This window comes from Sulfurimonas sp. (assembly GCF_026196735.1).
Taxonomy (GTDB): Bacteria; Campylobacterota; Campylobacteria; order Campylobacterales; family Sulfurimonadaceae; genus Sulfurimonas.
The window spans coordinates 274,111-291,132 of record NZ_JAPHUF010000012.1 but is presented as its reverse complement, the minus strand read 5'-3'; the positions used below and the strand labels follow the sequence as shown (position 1 = coordinate 291,132).

At 35.0% G+C, this 17,022-nt stretch carries 18 protein-coding genes; 5 read left to right on the top strand and 13 right to left on the bottom strand.

All coding sequences use genetic code 11. The features are described from left to right. Window positions 1-9 precede the first annotated feature (9 nt). Genes OQK60_RS07745 through OQK60_RS07720 form a run of 6 tightly spaced genes read right to left on the bottom strand, consistent with a single transcriptional unit; the run spans window position 10 to window position 5,175 of the window. Complete coding sequence (locus OQK60_RS07745; RefSeq protein WP_297685736.1) at window positions 10-2,004, bottom strand: FAD-dependent oxidoreductase; 1,995 nt, start codon at window positions 2,002-2,004, stop codon at window positions 10-12. A 13-nt stretch (window positions 2,005-2,017) separates the two neighbouring features. Next, the gene (locus tag OQK60_RS07740; RefSeq protein ID WP_297685734.1) at window positions 2,018-2,239 is read right to left on the bottom strand and encodes an NADH-ubiquinone oxidoreductase subunit E family protein; all 222 of its coding nucleotides are present in this window, start codon (window positions 2,237-2,239) and stop codon (window positions 2,018-2,020) included. Continuing rightward, window positions 2,239-3,480 carry an NADH dehydrogenase (quinone) subunit D gene (gene nuoD, locus OQK60_RS07735; protein ID WP_297685732.1) on the bottom strand — a complete coding sequence of 414 codons (1,242 nt, stop codon included), beginning with the start codon at window positions 3,478-3,480 and terminating at the stop codon, window positions 2,239-2,241. The genes OQK60_RS07740 and nuoD overlap by 1 nt, the downstream gene beginning before the upstream one ends. A gap of 8 nt (window positions 3,481-3,488) precedes the next feature. Further along, window positions 3,489-4,295, bottom strand: coding sequence for an NADH-quinone oxidoreductase subunit C (locus OQK60_RS07730; RefSeq protein WP_297685730.1), 807 nt, complete (start codon window positions 4,293-4,295; stop codon window positions 3,489-3,491). Continuing rightward, window positions 4,295-4,804 carry an NADH-quinone oxidoreductase subunit B family protein gene (locus OQK60_RS07725; RefSeq protein WP_297685728.1) on the bottom strand — a complete coding sequence of 170 codons (510 nt, stop codon included), beginning with the start codon at window positions 4,802-4,804 and terminating at the stop codon, window positions 4,295-4,297. The genes OQK60_RS07730 and OQK60_RS07725 overlap by 1 nt, the downstream gene beginning before the upstream one ends. Beyond that, window positions 4,786-5,175, bottom strand: coding sequence for an NAD(P)H-quinone oxidoreductase subunit 3 (locus OQK60_RS07720; RefSeq protein ID WP_297685726.1), 390 nt, complete (start codon window positions 5,173-5,175; stop codon window positions 4,786-4,788). Before OQK60_RS07720 ends, OQK60_RS07725 begins: the two co-directional genes overlap by 19 nt. 380 nt (window positions 5,176-5,555) lie before the next feature. On the opposite strand from OQK60_RS07720, the gene OQK60_RS07715 reads away from it, so the two are divergent. Continuing rightward, on the top strand, window positions 5,556-5,981 hold the full coding sequence (locus OQK60_RS07715; RefSeq protein WP_297685724.1) for a hypothetical protein: 426 nt from the start codon (window positions 5,556-5,558) through the stop codon (window positions 5,979-5,981). Between the two features lie 111 nt (window positions 5,982-6,092). On the opposite strand, the gene OQK60_RS07710 is transcribed toward OQK60_RS07715, so the two are convergent. The 6 genes from OQK60_RS07710 to OQK60_RS07685 form a co-directional block, all read right to left on the bottom strand. Further along, a complete protein-coding gene (locus OQK60_RS07710; RefSeq protein WP_297685722.1) occupies window positions 6,093-6,536 on the bottom strand; it encodes a nucleoside deaminase in 444 nt (147 codons plus the stop codon). Between the two features lies 1 nt (window position 6,537). Beyond that, the gene (locus OQK60_RS07705; RefSeq protein WP_297685721.1) at window positions 6,538-8,274 is read right to left on the bottom strand and encodes an ATP-binding protein; all 1,737 of its coding nucleotides are present in this window, start codon (window positions 8,272-8,274) and stop codon (window positions 6,538-6,540) included. A gap of 8 nt (window positions 8,275-8,282) precedes the next feature. Continuing rightward, window positions 8,283-9,515 (bottom strand): outer membrane protein transport protein, encoded by a 1,233-nt coding sequence (locus OQK60_RS07700; RefSeq protein ID WP_297685719.1) that lies wholly within the window; start codon window positions 9,513-9,515, stop codon window positions 8,283-8,285. Between the two features lie 51 nt (window positions 9,516-9,566). Then, the gene (gene nfo / locus OQK60_RS07695) at window positions 9,567-10,454 is read right to left on the bottom strand and encodes a deoxyribonuclease IV (RefSeq protein ID WP_297685717.1); all 888 of its coding nucleotides are present in this window, start codon (window positions 10,452-10,454) and stop codon (window positions 9,567-9,569) included. Continuing rightward, window positions 10,444-10,932 (bottom strand): hypothetical protein, encoded by a 489-nt coding sequence (locus tag OQK60_RS07690; RefSeq protein ID WP_297685715.1) that lies wholly within the window; start codon window positions 10,930-10,932, stop codon window positions 10,444-10,446. The genes nfo and OQK60_RS07690 overlap by 11 nt, the downstream gene beginning before the upstream one ends. Window positions 10,933-10,995: 63 nt before the next feature. Next, complete coding sequence (locus OQK60_RS07685) at window positions 10,996-11,433, bottom strand: hemerythrin domain-containing protein (RefSeq protein WP_297685713.1); 438 nt, start codon at window positions 11,431-11,433, stop codon at window positions 10,996-10,998. A 151-nt stretch (window positions 11,434-11,584) separates the two neighbouring features. Here OQK60_RS07685 and OQK60_RS07680 point away from each other — a divergent pair, with 151 nt between their 5' ends. Together OQK60_RS07680 and OQK60_RS07675 are read left to right on the top strand one after the other, a co-directional pair. Beyond that, on the top strand, window positions 11,585-12,856 hold the full coding sequence (locus OQK60_RS07680) for a DNA polymerase IV (RefSeq protein WP_297685711.1): 1,272 nt from the start codon (window positions 11,585-11,587) through the stop codon (window positions 12,854-12,856). A gap of 11 nt (window positions 12,857-12,867) precedes the next feature. Beyond that, the gene (locus OQK60_RS07675) at window positions 12,868-13,809 is read left to right on the top strand and encodes a DUF234 domain-containing protein (protein ID WP_297685709.1); all 942 of its coding nucleotides are present in this window, start codon (window positions 12,868-12,870) and stop codon (window positions 13,807-13,809) included. Here the strand turns inward: OQK60_RS07675 and OQK60_RS07670 are convergent. Beyond that, a complete protein-coding gene (locus tag OQK60_RS07670) occupies window positions 13,802-14,605 on the bottom strand; it encodes a J domain-containing protein (RefSeq protein ID WP_297685707.1) in 804 nt (267 codons plus the stop codon). The two genes, OQK60_RS07675 and OQK60_RS07670, sit on opposite strands and share 8 nt — an antisense overlap. A 152-nt stretch (window positions 14,606-14,757) precedes the next feature. Between OQK60_RS07670 and OQK60_RS07665 the strand changes: the two genes are divergently transcribed. Both OQK60_RS07665 and OQK60_RS07660 read left to right on the top strand, forming a co-directional pair. After that, window positions 14,758-16,578, top strand: a complete 1,821-nt coding sequence (locus OQK60_RS07665) for a Na/Pi symporter (RefSeq protein WP_297685705.1) — start codon at window positions 14,758-14,760, stop codon at window positions 16,576-16,578. A 2-nt stretch (window positions 16,579-16,580) separates the two neighbouring features. After that, on the top strand, window positions 16,581-16,838 hold the full coding sequence (locus OQK60_RS07660; RefSeq protein ID WP_297685703.1) for a hypothetical protein: 258 nt from the start codon (window positions 16,581-16,583) through the stop codon (window positions 16,836-16,838). Window positions 16,839-17,022 lie beyond the last annotated feature (184 nt).

Genomic DNA, 17,022 nt, shown 5'->3' with positions numbered 1-17,022 from the left:
CCATACCTCCTAAGTAGCTACCATAGCAATGTAATAACAGCGCATACAACGATCAGCTTCACTCATAGCTTCTTCTTGAGTGAATCCTAAATTAACTTCTTTGTTGTTGTATTTACGATCATCAACACCAAGTACTTCGCTATGTTCTCTTGGTAATCCCGGTAACCAACCAGTTACTTTCTCTTTTTTATCATAAACCTTAAGCTTACGAAGGTGGTCTTCCATAATCTCATCATCAGTAAGAGTAATCTCTCCGGTATGAATATATCTACTCATAACTGAAGCACCGCGTTTAGCTTGGCCAACAGCGTTTACAATAGTCATAGGACCATATTCACAATCTCCAGAAGCAAAAATACCTTTGCGAGATGTCATGTAGTCTTTGCCGTTTGTTTTGATTGTTCCCCATGAAGTCATCTCAATTTCCCACTCCTCAGGAAGCAACTTTAAGTCAGCTGACTGAGAAACTGCAGGAATTAAAAAATCTGTTTCAATTGTATAAGAAGCGCCTTCTATCAACTCTAAACTTGGGCGTCCACCGTCTGGATCAGGCACTAATTCAAATTTGTCTATCACAAGTGACTTTAAAACATCATTTTCATCAACCATAGTATTTACAGCTGAGTGAAATAAAAACTCAACACCCTCTTCTACAGCTTCATGGTACTCTTCATAAGTAGTATTACGGATAATTGTTTTTTCATCTCTACGATAAATCATATAAACTTTTTTTGCATTTGCACGAATTGCACAACGAACAACATCCATAGATGTAAATCCACCACCAACACAAACAACTGTTTTACCCGTTAAGTCTACTTTCTCACCTATCTCATACTTATCCCAAAGATTAATCTGGTCAAGCATCTCTATAGCAGACCAATAACCTTTAATTTCAGGTCTTTCATTATCACAACGAACTTTTTTCGAGATACGAGTCCCTGTTGCAACCATAGTCGCATCATACTCTTTCTCAAATCTTCTCATATCATCAGCATTAATTCTAGTATTAGTAATAAAATTAACACCCATATCTTTAACACACTCAATATCTTGGTTGTATTTATCTATGGGCATTCTGTATTCAGGTACACCGACAGCAACTTCACCACCAAGAACCGGAAGCTCTTCATAAACATCACATTGCACACCATCAGCTGCTAAATAGTAAGCCGTAGTTAAACCTGCAGGACCTGCTCCGATAATTGCAACTTTTTTGCCATTATCGGGTTTTTTCTCCATTGGATGGAAAAAATCAAAGCCGTGATCAGTTTCCCAATCAGCACCAAGTCTTTTAAGTGCCATAATAGAAATAGGCTCATCAAGGTTTGTACGACGACATGCATCTTCACACGGATGTGGACAAACACGACCACAAACATGTGCAAGAGGCATAGTCTGACGAGTAGCTATCAGCGAGTCATCCATTCTCAAATCTCTAACACCCTCTATATAGCCGGGAATGTCAACATGAGATGGACATGCATCTGTACAAGGTGCTGTTATTTTGGCAATATAACCAACACTCTCATTATAATGTTTTGATTGCTTTTGGTTTGTTATACAATCCATAAACACATCTTCAAAGTGTGTCATCAAATCAATAATAGGGTTTGGAACTGTTTTTCCAATCTCACATTTTGAAGTGATTTGCATACTTTTACCAATCTCTTTTAAGTGGTCTAAATCAGCTACTGCGCCTTCACCACGAGCAATTTTATCTAATTGGTCATATAGAATCCGTCCACCCCATCTTCCAGGTGCACATCTTCCACATGCTTCAGAATACTCTTGATACTGTGCAGCATACTCCATTGCTAAACGGATTACATCTACATCAGCATTAAATAATGCAACACCATCCCAACCAATAAAGGCCTTAGAATCTCGATGGTCATCATATTGTGCCGGTAAATCATATGCTGATTCTTCCCACTCTTCTTCTGGCTTGCCTATATTGTTTATAGATTCACCGTTCCAAGTAGAAAAATATACTTTACTCAAATTATATCCCTAACTATTTTTTTACTACGATAGTCCAGTCGACTTCGTTAAACTTTAAAGAGTTCATTAACTCATAACCACACTCTTTTACTAAATCTGCTGATTTTTGAATAGGAGTAAAATCTCCGATTTCAAATAAAAAGATTGCTACCTCGCCTGCATTATGAGTTCCTAAAATTTCTTTCATTCTAGGTTCAAACTCAGTTTTTAAGTGTCTTAAATCATATCTTTTCATTATCTGTCAACCTCACCAAATACGATATTTGTTGTACCAATGATAGAAACAACATCCGGAATATAGTGACCAGGTAAAAGGTCAGTTAAAATTCCTGTATGCCAAAAAGACGGTGCACGCATCTTTAGTCTATATGGATAAGGTCCACCCTGAGAATTGATGTAAAAACCAAGTTCACCTTTTGGCGATTCAGTAGCAACATAAACTTCACCTACCGGTGGTCTCATACCTTGAGTAACAAGAACAAAGTGTTGCATAAGCGAATAGTTTTGAGTCATAATATCAAGCTTTGGAGCTGAGATATATTTCGGCGAGTGAGCCATCAACTCAGTTTGACCATCTTTAACACACTTTTGATACATGTCAATCGTTTGATAAAGAATCTTTGCAGACTCTCTCATCTCTTCCATATATATACGGTATCTTGCAAAGTTATCGCCTTTGTCAGACCAAGGTACATCAAACTCTACTTCGTCATAAAGCTCATATGGCTCTTCTTTACGAATGTCCCATTTAACTCCTGAAGCTCTAAGCATTGGACCTGTACAACCCCAAGAAAGTGCCATCTCAGTTGGTATAGTTCCTACTTCTTCCATTCTCATTAACCAGATACGGTTAGTATCAAGAAGGTCTTCATAATCTTTAATATTTTGAGGTAATTTATCTAAAAATATTCTTAGTTGAGAAATGAAGCTGTCTTGAATATCTAAAGGAACCCCGCCAATACGAATAGCCGCATGAGTAAGTCTAGCTCCACAGTAACCTTCAATAATATCCATAAGATATTCTCTTTCACGGAATGCAAAAAGAAATACTGTCATAGCCCCGATATCCAGTGCTGTAGTAGCTAACCAGAAAAGGTGAGACATAAGACGGTTAATCTCTAAAAGCATCATACGGATAACTTGAGCACGACGAGGAACATCTAATCCTACGAGTTTCTCAACTGCTAGTGCAAAACCGTAGTTGTTTGAAGATGATGCAATATAGTCCATACGGTCAGTTGTCGGCATGAACTCGTTGTATATCATATTTTCAGCCATCTTCTCCATACCACGATGAAGATAACCTACATCCGGATGAGCTTTTGTAATCTGCTCTTGTTGCAGATGAAGCATTAAACGAAGCTGTCCATGCGCCGAAGGGTGCTGTGGACCGAAGTTTAAGATCATCTCATTATCTTCTCTGTCAAAAGTGATATTTTCAAAAAACGGTGTTAATCTATTTTTTATTTGTGCCATATCTCTACCTATCTTTGAGGGTCGTCAATAACGACCGAATCTTTTTTATCGAATTTTTTAATCATGAAAACACCATCATCTTCTTGATAATTTTGCTCATTTTTAGGCTCATTACCAGTGATTTTAGTCCCCTTAGGCACTTCATGTCCTAAACGAGCAAATCTCTCACTATCATATCTATCTACCTTAGCGGTATCACGAAGTTCTGGCCCGATAATATCTCTTGCTTCTTTTCCATAAATCTTATCTACTTCATACCATGCAGCAAACTCATCACCTTGTAGTGGGTAAGTTTTAAGTAGAGGGAAACCTTGCCAGTCATAAGGCATAAGGATTCTTTTCATAAATGGATGACCGTTTGCTTCGATACCGAACATGTCAAACATTTCACGCTCAGACCAGTCAGCAGAACGGAAAAGCTTTTCAACAGAGTCAACAGCTTGACCATTTTCTATAAAATACTTAACACGAATTCTCTTACGCTTATTCATACTCAACATTTGGTAAAAAATCTCAAATTTGTTCCCTTTTGCTAACCAATCTATTGCACTCATTTCTGAAAGTTGTGTATATTCTAGCTCGTCTCTCATCAATTCAAGTACACCATATATATCATTAGCATTTATATAGATAACCAATTGTTCAACTTGGATATAAGCATCGGTAACTTCAAACTTAGCTTTTATAGCTTCTAAATCAGCGTTGAATACTTCATCGCTCTCTGGCTTTTGCTTAGGAACTTGAGGGGAAACATAAAATCTATCAGTATAATATGCTTTTGCTTGTACATCATCTTTAGGTGTATATGCTCTCATTACATTAACCTTTTTGCTTTTTGAGCTCTTGAAGCTTCATTAGCACGGATTTTTTTCTGTAGTAACATAACTCCATACTGAAGTGTTTCAGGACGAGGAGCACAACCAGGAAGATATAAATCAACAGGAATAATTCTATCAACACCCTGAACAGTTGCGTAAGTGTTAAACATACCACCTGTGTTTGCACATGAACCCATAGATATTACCCATTTAGGTTCTGTCATCTGGTCATAAAGTCTTTTAATAAACTCAGCGTGCTTTTTCGTAAGAGTTCCTGCTACAATCATAACATCTGCCTGACGAGGAGACGCTCTAAAGATTGTTCCAAAACGGTCAAAGTCATATCTTGAAGCTCCAGAAGCCATCATCTCAATACCACAACAAGCAAGACCGTAAGTAAGTGCCCAAATAGAATTTGAACGACCCCAGTTTACGATTTTATCTATACTTGTAAGTGCTACAGGTAAGCCACCATCTTGTGTATAATTTACTTTATGCTGTGCCATTCAAGCGCTCCTTTTTTCCATGCATATACGAAACCTACTGTTAACAATAAAATAAACATTAACATCTCAGCGAAACCAAACCATCCAAGTAGTTTAAAGTCTACTGCCCATGGGAACATAAAAACTATCTCTACATCAAATAGTAAAAACAGTAATGCGAATAGATAAAACTGTGGTGAAATTCTATTTGGTTGTCTAGTAACCTCAGGTCCACACTCATAAACTGATAACTTGATTTTTTCAGTATCTTTAGCTGCTAAAGCGCGACTTGCTAAACGAGCTATTATCGTCGTTGCTGTAAATGCACCAAATGTTACAAGAAAAAGTACAAATACCCCAAAATACGGATTTGCAGTACTAATATGCTCCATATAACCTACCTTTTAATTATTATTGTTTTCAAACACTTAAAAACATCAGTCGTTGAACTGTAATGTTTTTAAATGTTTTTACAAAAAACAGTTAGTCGGATTATAACAAAAAGAGTATTAAATGAAAGTATTTAAGGAAAATTGAGCCGGCAGCTGTTACTAAATACTACACAACATTTATCAACATTAGAAGAAGTGTGTAGAATTGTAATACATTTTATTAGAATTGGCATTATAACCTCTATTTACACTACTAGCACTTTTTTTTGTTATTATACCCAACAAAAAGAAAACCTATGAAGATAATACTCTGTTGAGCTAAACACAGTTTTTGCAAAGATATAATCATAAAAATTCAAAAAAAAAGGAAAATATATAATATGGAATTGTTAATAATTTTTTCATTTGTAGTCATTGTCACAAGTGTATTTATTCTTATTCAAGATAAAAAGAGATATATAAAATCTATAAATAAAGAGATTAAAAGAGTTGAAGCTGCCAACTACAAAAATTCCCAAGAATATACACAACATAAAAAAAAGATAGAAGAGTTAGGTCTTGTTGAGGCTTCTGTAAACCAACTCTTTAGCATGAAACAAAAAGCTATGAAAAAACTAAATGTTCCAAATTCATTTTTTCTCAATGAAAAAATTTATAATAGTGAAAAAAAATATCTTTTAAAATTTGCCTTGGCTCACGGATACGATAACAGTGAAAACATTGATGCAATAGATGAGAAAATCAATGGTTTAATGGGTTATTCTTTGGAAGATTTAGCAAAAGTTAAAGTTGTTGTGGACAGCTAGGTTTTCACCAGTAGTGTTTGCACCATCAACTATGATTTTTGGTTTGTCTCTTTAGCTCTTTTTCAAATAATAACCGAATTAAAAAGATTTAACAATCCAAAAATTGCTATTTTAGTAGAGTATTTTATCCTCTTTTTTTTGCCATGCTACAAAGGGTTTTAAGCACTCTTGCCTATCGATATTTTTTAGCTCTAAAAACTCTTTGTCATAAAAGTCTTTGTCTCTAAAACCTATCTTATCAGCATCTTCGCTTGTTGCCCCATAATATACGGTTTTTATATTTGCCCATTTTATAGCACCCAAACACATCGGACACGGCATACATGTAGTGTAAAGTTCACATCCGCTTAAATCAAAAGTGTTAAGCTTTTTTGAGGCTTTTCTTATGGCATTTATCTCTGCATGGGCAGTTGGGTCATTTGTTTTAATAACTTGATTATGAGCCTTTGAGATAATCTTACCGTTGTTTACTACAACTGCTCCAAAAGGTCCACCATAATTGCTATGAACCCCTTTTAACGCCTCTTTTACAGCTTGGAGCATAAATTCATTCATCTTATGTATTTAAAAACCCCATAGATTTTTCACTGTCAAAGTTAGCATCTTTTTCTTTGTTGATTTCTTTTTTGAAATCCTCTAATGTAAATAGCGGTTCTTCACTAACAGCAACTCTATACGCAGTATTTTTTATGATTAGATTAATCTGTCCGCCTGTTAAGCCATACTCTGCCAACACATTTACATCAAAATTTTTCTCATACGGTGCACCCGCGGGAAGCATTTTTTTCCACAGTTCTTGTCTCTGCTCTTTGTTTGGTTTTTTAAACTCTATTTTGTAATTGAATCTTCTTGAGAATGCTTTGTCTATATTTTCAAGTAGGTTAGTAGTTGCTATAAGCATTCCCTTAAAGTTTTCAATCTGCTCTAAAAAGATATTTTGCATTTGATTGTGCATCTGATCGGCTCCAGAGGTTACACCGCTTGAACGAGCACCTAAAAACTGGTCTGCCTCGTTTAAAAGCAAAATCGGCTCACTCTTTGTTTTTTCACAAAGATCATAAAATGTATCAAATATTTTACGCACATTTTTTTCACTCTCACCGACATACATAGATAAAATCTTTGAACAGTCAAAAGCAAGGACTTGGCGCTTGAGTGATTTTGCCAATGAATAAGCTGTCATTGTCTTACCGGTACCGGCTGCACCGTAAAAAATTATCCTTGCATCTATCCCATGTTTTTTGTCTTTTATGCCCCACTCAACAAGTCTGCCAATAACTTCCTTGTCAAGCTGTCTCATAAGATTTCCAAGTGTCTCTTGTGTCTCATTTGCTAAAACAACATCTTCTAAAGAAGTTTCAGGCTCAACCAGTTCAAAAATGTCTTGTTCGTCTATCAATGCATTTAGTTTCAAACGGCGGACTTTTTTGTTTTTATGAGGATGGATGATACTTTGAAGCACATCATCAACTATGTAAAATGCCCGAGAAATTCCACCAAATGGATTCAACATTTCTTCATAATCAATAATTCCTTCATTAATAAGGTTTGAACCGTCTTCTAAAAGTGAGCGATTTTTAATGCGTTCATACTCATCTAATGAAATCAATTCTATAAGGTTGTTCATCTCACGAAGAGAAGCATCAGTGGCACTGTACTCTTCACGAAGCAGAGCTAAAAATATAACCTGCTCTTTAGAATCCATCTTTTTTTGTTTAAAAAATTTATCTAAAACAAGTTTCTCTGAAGTCTGTTCTACTCTCTCTGCAATTCTCTGTTCTAGAAGTTTAAGCTTATGTCTTGTTCTATCAATGCCAAGCGAATGTTCATGAACATTTTGACGGATTGTACTCATCTTTTGATAAAGTTCTATGCGAAAAAATTGGTCTTGAAGATATTCCAGATGATCAGAGTAAGGTTTGATGTCTGGCAAATCACTCTCCAGTGTTCCATCTTGCAGAAGTTTCAACATAGAGGGAGAAAGACCTACAGCAGAGCTTAAAAGTTCTAAAGGCGTAACCTCAGATATTTTAATCGGAGTAAAACTTTGTTGATGCAACCATCCAAGTTCTAAAAGTACTTTAACATCTTTTAGATGATTGACTATTTTATACTCTTTGTCGCCGTAAAGTTCTTGAAGTACCTCAAGTATCAGTACATCATCTTGACCTTGCATATATTTTTTTGCTAAAGCTTGAAGTATTAGCGCTTCGTTTTTATCACATTTTAGTTGTTCAAATATTGTAGATTTTTCAACATTTTTGGTCTCTAAAAAATTTATTAATGCTTCCAAAGATTTCCTTAAAATTTATATTCTAAACCGACAGAGACAAGCAATGCTGTCGAGTCCGTAAACTCACCCGTCAATGAAGAGCTAGAGACTGTTCTATCCTCTCTCATCGAGTAAAGAGCCGATAGACCAAGGTTCATTTTTTCATTTATCTGATATCGCCCACCGAGTGAAACTGACAGAGAATTAGAGTCCGGCAGGTCGAATCCCAATGTTGACTCAGGTATGGGTGTTTCATCATATACGATACCGCACATCAAAGTTGCTTTATCCATTTTTTGTGTAATACCCAAACGGTATGCACTTACATCTTTCCAATTTTTTGCTACTGCATCGTCAAATATACCGGTTAAAACTGCAGAGAGCGTTCCTGAATAATTAAAGTCTAACTCTTTATATTCAGACCAGAAAGTTCTCTCATAAACAAATTCCACAGTAGTCTTAGATGCAAATGTATATGCTGCTGCTATGTTTAATGCAGATGGCAACGGTACAGATAGATTGGTTCCACCATCATATGTTGTACTTCCAAGAGACTCAGAGAGTTTTGCATTTCCCTCTAAGTTTAAATCAATTTTTGAACGATAAGTCAAACCGAACTCTAATTCAGAAGTTGGTTTATATGCCAGTGCCAAGTTATATCCAAAGTCTATTGAGTCACCATCCATATCACGAGAGACAACAGCCGGCGCACCGGGAGGTGTAATAACTGTCGTACCGTAACTCTTAACTATTCCTTTTGAATGTACTACTCTAAGACCAATTGCAATAGCCAGTTTATCATTGATAGGAAGTGCCACGGTTGGATTAAGTTCAATTGTCTCAAGTGTAAACTCCTCTGCAGAAGTTTTTGCCGGTTCTTCATTCCATCTTTTTGTCAAACCAAAAGGAGTCACAACACTTAGTCCAAAACGAGCGCCGTCTACATCCCCAGATACATAAAATAGTGATGGAACTAAAAAATTCTCTCTTTTTGCACTTAAATCATGCGGACCGACTCCTGAAACTGTACCTTTATAGTTTGTATCACTAAGACCAATGTAAGTCAAGTCAGCTTCTAAAAGATTTTCATCTTTCATAAAGGCCATATTTGCAGGATTGTAGTACGCTGTATCAGCGCCACTAGAGTGTGCAACATTTGCAGAACTAAGAGCAGTAGCATTCAAAGAGAGTTCAGGTATTTTGTATCCGCCTGCCATCAACATAGAAGTTGCAGCTAGCGATAATAAAGTGATTTTTTTCATAAAATACCTACTCTTTATAATTTTAATTTATCGATTCTACACAAAATTTACTTAATTCTCCAAAGAGTATAAAAGTTCTATCTCTTCTTTCCAAATACTGCTATCTATCGTCTCTAGTATCAAAGGGATATCATCCATTCGCTCATCATTCATAATGTACTTAAAGGCATCTAGCCCGATAAATCCTTTACCTATAGAATCATGTCTATCTACATGTGTACCCAACTCTTTTTTAGAATCATTTATATGCATACCCATCAAATATTTAAAGCCGACAATTTTTTCAAACTCATCCCAAGTCTTCTCATAAACCTCTTTAGTTCTAATGTCATAACCTGCTGTAAACATATGACATGTATCTATACAGACACCCACGCGAGACTTATCTTCTACCCTGTCTATAATATGCGCTAAATGCTCAAACTTCCAACCAAGGTTACTTCCCTGACCGGCTGTATTTTCCAAAACTGCACTTACTCCACTTGTTTTATCAAGTGCTATGTTGATTGACTCTGCAATAATATCAAGGCATTTATCTTCGATTGGCTTCATTATTTGCGGATTTTCTTTGTCTTTTTTACTAAGTTTTGCCAAATGACTTCCAGGGTGAAAGTTTAGTCTATCTAGACCCAATTGTTCACATCTTTGCAACTCATCGATAAACGCCGCTCTTGATTTTTCCAGTTTATCTATTTCTGGATGACCAAGGTTTATAAGGTATGAATCGTGTGGAAGTACATGTTTGGGCAAAATACCGCTCTCATCAAGTAATCTTTTAAACTTATCAATAGTTTGGGTATCTAAATCTTTAGCCACCCACTGTCTCTGGTTTTTAGTAAAAAGTGCAAATGCTTTTGCACCTATCTCCTGTGCATGGGTTATAGCGTTAAAAACACCGCCGCTAGATGAAGTGTGTGCTCCTACAAATTTATTGCTCAATATCTTTCCTTATTTGTGTATCTTTTATCTTAAAAATTATATTGTTTTTTCTATCTTTGAAAAAAGTCACATGTGACTCTACTTTGTATAAAATATCTACATGTTGATTTTGTACATGTTGTTCAAACCCATCTGCTGTTTTTTGCAGATTTATCCCCTCATAAATAGGACGAGATAAAAGTATGTTTTGAAGTAATTCATCAGGATATGACTTGCTTAAATAATCTTCATTAAATCCACTTTTGCTCATACATCCTTCGCTGGTACAGATAAGATGATTGATAGTGATTTTTTCTACAGTTTTACCAGCTATAAATAGTTCTAACTCTATTTTTTCACTACTGTTTCTTAAATATCCAAGATCTGAAAACTTTATCTTTGGTGATTTTATGATGATGATTTTTGTTTGAGTAATCTCGTAGTCTTTTAGACTACAAGCACTGAAAAAAAGCATAAATATTAATAGTACATATTTCATGAGAGAAATTATAGCGGTAAATTATAACTCTATTGTTAAATATTTTGCTTAGATTTGATTCAACTAGTACGCGACAGTTCTCATACGCGAAATGATATGGTCTGCGTCATCACCCAAGTGTTCTTGAATCATAGTATAAAGCATTTGTTCTTCTTTCATATTATGCTGTTGCATTAAAATCATAAGAGTTTCAGACAAACCAAAAAATTTATCGTTGTCATTTTCTTGAACTGCAATTTCCATCTTTGAAAGAAGCTCTCTCATCTGCTCATGCTCCATTACCATAACCTGAGTTGGTCCCTGCGTCATGCCTGATGCATGTTCAAACTGTGGGAAAAGAACCATCTCTTCCATCTTGAAATGGTTTGTCAAAGCATCCTGAAATTCTTCAAATTTTGATAATGCCTCCGTACTTTTATTTGCAATGGCATCTTCCATCTGTGCAAAAATCTCATCACAATGTTTATGGTCTTGAGTCATAAATTCTTTAATATTAGACATTTTTTATCCTAATTTAGTTTTAATGTAATGATAACCTCTTTGACTAAATTGCTAATTGATAATTATCAAGGGAGATGTTTATTGCCAAGAAGTTTTATGGCAATTTGCCATGCTTTTAACATATACATGTAGATTAATATATAATCAATTTATGAAAATACACATAGATATAGACTGCTTTTTTGTAAGTGCCGCTCGCATCAAAGATCCTTCACTTGAACATAAGCCTGTGGCAATCGGCGGGCGAAGTGATACAAAGATTTTTACTAAAGATGCAAAAAAACAGACAGTCAATTTTGAAAACTCCGGTTCATTTGTTCCAACATTTTATAAAACTTACGAAGAAAGTGATGACGATTTGGATGCCTTTAAAGATGATGATGGTCGAGTCAGAGGAATACTTACAACTTCTTCTTATGAAGCTCGTTCATACGGAGTAAAAACTGCTATGAGCATAAAAGAGGCTTTAGGTCTGTGTCCAGATTTAATCATAAAAGCACCCAACATGTCACTCTATCAAAAACTCTCTCATGAGCTGCATGAATTTTTGCAAACAAAAATACCGCTTATCGAACAAGCCAGTATAGATGAGTTTTACGGGGATTTGAGTGGTTGGGTTGAAGATGAAGATGTGGCTCGTTTCATAGATGATTTGAGACATGAGATTAAAAAGGTTGTAAAACTTCCGGTATCTATCGGCGCTGCCAAAACAAAATACATCGCAAAGTTGGCAACTACTGCTGCAAAACCTTTTGGCTCTAAGATAATATATCCACATGAGATTGATAAGTTTATAGATAAAATGCCTGTTGGGGAGTTTGCGGGAATTGGTAAAAGTATGAAAGAAAAGCTTAACTCTGCTCAAATCCACACACTTGGAGATTTAAAAAAAAGACGCGGTACGATTGAGTCTTGGGGACCCTATGCAAAAGAACTATTTGCAAGAGTAAATGGCGAGAGTGATGCTCCGATTCAGACAAAACATAAAAGAAAAAGCATTGGTATATCGCGAACTTTTGACCCGCAGTTTGATAGAAGTGAGTTAAGCAGAAGAGTACATGTACTTACTCGTCATCTTAGTTTTGCCATTTTAAAACTTGATGTAATCCCTACTGTATTTCATCTCTCTATTACTTATGAGATGAATCAAAAATCTCATAAAAATATCTCTCTTAGCGAGGTTTTCACAGAGAAGAAGTTTGACTCTTTATGTTTAAGACTTTTTAACGAAGCAGATATACACAAAAGACTACATGTCATAAGAATCAGCATAAACTGTTCGAGCTTTACAAGAGACTCTAAAAAAGAGCTCTCTCTGATAGGTTTCTCTGATGAAGCAAAAATGCAAAAACTCACAAAATACTCGCAAGAGATAAGAGAAAAATACGGGATAGATATGTTGAAATGGGGCAGCGAATTATGATAGAATAGCTTATGAAAAATTTTAAACTCTTAGAACAATTCCGTTCATTCTATGTTAGAAATTATCCTGATGACATGGAGATTCAGATTGAGTACTTTGCAATATTTGGCGGTGTCGGCTGGGAGATAGATACTTCTAAAGAACTTCCATTTTTAATACAAGAGCTAGTGTTGGAAAATTTTGAGTCTCTTAACAAGCAAATTACAGAGCTTACATTGGAAAACAAAGAGTACTCAAGACTGTTGTATGCCCTTGCTGTCGGAGACAGAAGGATATTTTCTGCTTTTAACAAAGCTGGATTAAACAACCAAAATGGCGGTATTGCCCTTAACCACCTGCAAGAAAAAGGTTTAATCCAAATAGAGTTCTCAAGAGAAGAACCTGCCAAAAGTCTAAATCCAAACGGTAAACTAAAAAGAGAGGTTGCAAGACACCGTATATCACATAAAGTCCTCTTTACATACCCGTTTATAAGGTTTTGGTTTTATTTTATAGTTCCACATATCAAAGATATAATGAGCGGCGAGTATGAGAACTTTTTTAAAGACTTTCAAAAAAGACAAAACAGTTATACAAGTTTAGTTTTTGAAGAACTCTCAGAAGTACTTTTAAATTATAACCTTCGTGACTCACAAATTTTAAGTTCAGGCAGCTATTGGGATGCAAATATCGAGATAGATATCTTAACTGTCACCGATGATGAAAAAGTCTATGTATCAGAGTGTAAATGGACTAACCATTTTGTAAATAAAAAAGAGTTGCATAAACTTCGTGAAAAGTGTGAAAAACTTGAGATAGAACCGACTCAAATAATCTTCTTCTCAAAACGAGGATTCTCTAAGGAGTTATTACAACTACAGAGCAAAGAACTTGCTCTTTATACTTCAAATGACTTCGAAGCACTTGTAAAAAGCACCAGAAAAGATGAGTTAATAGATGGACTGTTTAACTAAGAATTCTTAACGCCGTATATGCTTCTTGTAGAAGTTGGAATTTTTGAGTGTATTTTTTTACCATAGTTGGTGTTTCATGCACGATTTTATCAGGGTGGTAAACTTTTGCTAACTTCTTATAACTTTTCTTAAGTGCATCTTGGCTTGCTCCGATAGGGCACTCTAAGACGGTATAAAAGCGAGTATTTAACTCCTCTTCTTCCACTTTGCAAAGGTCGCCAAAACTAAAGTTTGCAAAATCACTATAAAGCTTACTCATGAAATGGTTGTCATATGTATATTGAATCTGATAATGCAGTATATGGCGTTTGTTTAAAGCTCTCTCTAGTCTAGCCTTTGCCTTATTGTCTGAGACTTCAAGCACTAAAGAAATATCTGTGCCCCTCTCAACATAAACTTCCAGTTGAGAACGAAGATAGTTCATCACCCATGAGTTAGGATAATCCAAAGTAATCAGCACCGTATTTTTGTCATAAGCATAAAGGTTGACTTTAACAATTTGCGGATTTTGAAGTTTATTTAATTCTATTTTTATGGGTTGATTTCCATATTTTAGCATCGAGCGCAGAAAAAAATCATGTGAGAGATTATATTTGTCCGCATGGTATTGACTTAATTCTCTTATAAAAGTTTCTCTAACTTTTGTTAATGTTTCATTTTTAAAAACCAATACAGACTTTGATAAAAAAAGCATACCTCTAGTGTGATGGTTTAAAAAATCCTGCATCCATTTTATACTTAATTCTTCAAATTCCGTAGTAATGAGAATAAGATTATTGCGCAATACAATCTTCATCTACTTTAGCCTTTATTGAATTATTATACCAAATCATAGCAAAAACAGTACCAATTTACGAGTAGTGCATGCATCATCATTATTTTTATCAAAGTATCACAAGCTTTAAAAAGCTATACTTTAAATATCGATAATTATAGGATGGTTTTGCTGTGCTAAAAAATGTATTTTTACCTGCTATTTTGCTTGTGCTGGCATATGGATTTTGGATGAGTCCGGATTTTAAAGAGATTTCCAGTGGAGTGGCAATATTTCTACTTGGTATGTTATCTATGGAACAAGGGTTCAAAGCCTTTTCAGGTGGCATACTAGAGCGCTTTTTAAAAAACTATACTGACAAAACTTACAAAAGTATACTCTTTGGCGTAATAAGTACGACTTTTATGCAGTCAAGTTCTTTAGTTTCCATACTGACTATCTCCTTTTTGGGTGCAGGATTGATTGGGCTTTCTCAAGGAATAGGTATAGTCTTTGGAGCCAATCTAGGAACAACTACGGGAGCGTGGCTGGTAGCGGCACTTGGTCTTAAAGTTGATATAGCATCGTACGCTATGCCCATGCTTGTTTTTGGTGTAATTTTTATCTTTCAAAAAAGCTCATCTTTAAAGGGTGTTGGTTATATACTCACCGGTTTGGGATTTTTGTTTCTTGGAATCCACTACATGAAAGAAGGATTTGAAGCTTTTAAAAATATCATTGATCTTTCAAGCTATTCAGTCGGTGGGATAAAAGGATTACTTATATTTACCGCTATGGGCGTATTAGCAACTGTAATCATGCAGTCATCTCACGCTTCGTTAGTATTGATTATAACCGCTTTGGCAGCTGGACAAATCAGTTATGAGAATGCTTTAGCATTGGCAATAGGAGCAAACATAGGTACAACTGTAACCGCGATTATTGGCTCGCTTAGCTCAAATATAAGCGGTAAAAGACTCGCCGCTGCTCATCTTATCTTCAATGCTTCTACGGGATTAATAGCAATTATTTTTATATATCAATTAATCTATATGGTAGATTTTATAGCACTTAAGCTTGGTATAGCTGATGATAACTACACTATAAAGCTTGCGATTTTTCATACAATTTTCAATACACTTGGTGTTTTGTTGATGCTGCCGTTTATAAACAAGCTGGTTAAAGTTTTAGAGACTACCTTTAAAGAAAAACCATCAAAAGATGACATAGGTTTTGACAGTGTTAAATACCTTAATGATTCTGCGCTAGAATTTCCTGAGGCTTCCATCGGAGCAATTATAATGGAGACAAAACATCTGTATGAAAATGCTTTTGAAATCATAGCTCATGGACTGAATTTAAAAAGGTCCAATATAACATCCTCCATGGATTTAGACGAAGTAGTAAAAGAGCACTACTCTAAAAAATATATAGATATTGAAAAATTTTATCATCACAAGATAAAAGATATTTACGGCGAAATAATAGATTTTTGTACAAAAGCACAATCAAATGCCAATATACAACCCGAACATGTAGAGCAGTTATATAAGCTAAAAATAGCAAATAGAGATATGGTTGAAGCCATAAAAGATACAAAACATCTACAAAAAAATATCATCAAATACTCTGCCAACCCAAATAAACACATAAAAGAGGAGTATAACAATATAAAAAGAAATCTGGCAGAACTCTTAAGACATATCAATACAATCTCTATCAGTAGTGAAGAAGATGAGATAGTCTTGTTAATCTCAAAAGCTAAAGTTCATACCGAAAAATACGACATAATTGCCAACGGAACTCTGGATAATTTGATTAGAAATCGTCTTATCACAAACCAAATGGCAACTTCATTGATGAACGACAGCACCTATGCATACAATATAAGAAAAAATTTGATTGCTATGGCAGAAATCCTATTTATAGATAAAAGCAGCGATATAAAAAGCTTACATGAAGATATGATTATCAGCGATAGTGATGTTAATTTGATTTTAGACAAAAAGGATTAGAAATGGGAATAAAAAAATTTGTCAATATGGTCACAGAGACTTTAGGACTAGATGATTTCAAGATAAGCGGAAAAAAGAAATCTATAAAAAAGCTTCTAAAAAAGCTGAAAAAACGAAGAGTAAAAATTTATAAGTCATTTCACAGCGCTTTAAGTTTGAATGAAAAAATCGACTTACAAGAAGAACTTGACATCATATCTCTGCAGATAGAAAAAGGTCAAAAGTTACTAAATAAACTCAACCATTACTCAAAGAGTTAGTAACTATAGAGACCGTTCAGAGTTTTGTGTCAATAACCGATAATCATTAAAATTATATTATAGTTCAACAATTTAGTTTGAAACTTAGAGAATGTTCCAAAACCTACAGGTTGTGGAACTCGCCCCATATTCTGTTAATCACTAATAATTTATGTGTTTTCGCTACAATGTTCCTTGAATAAAT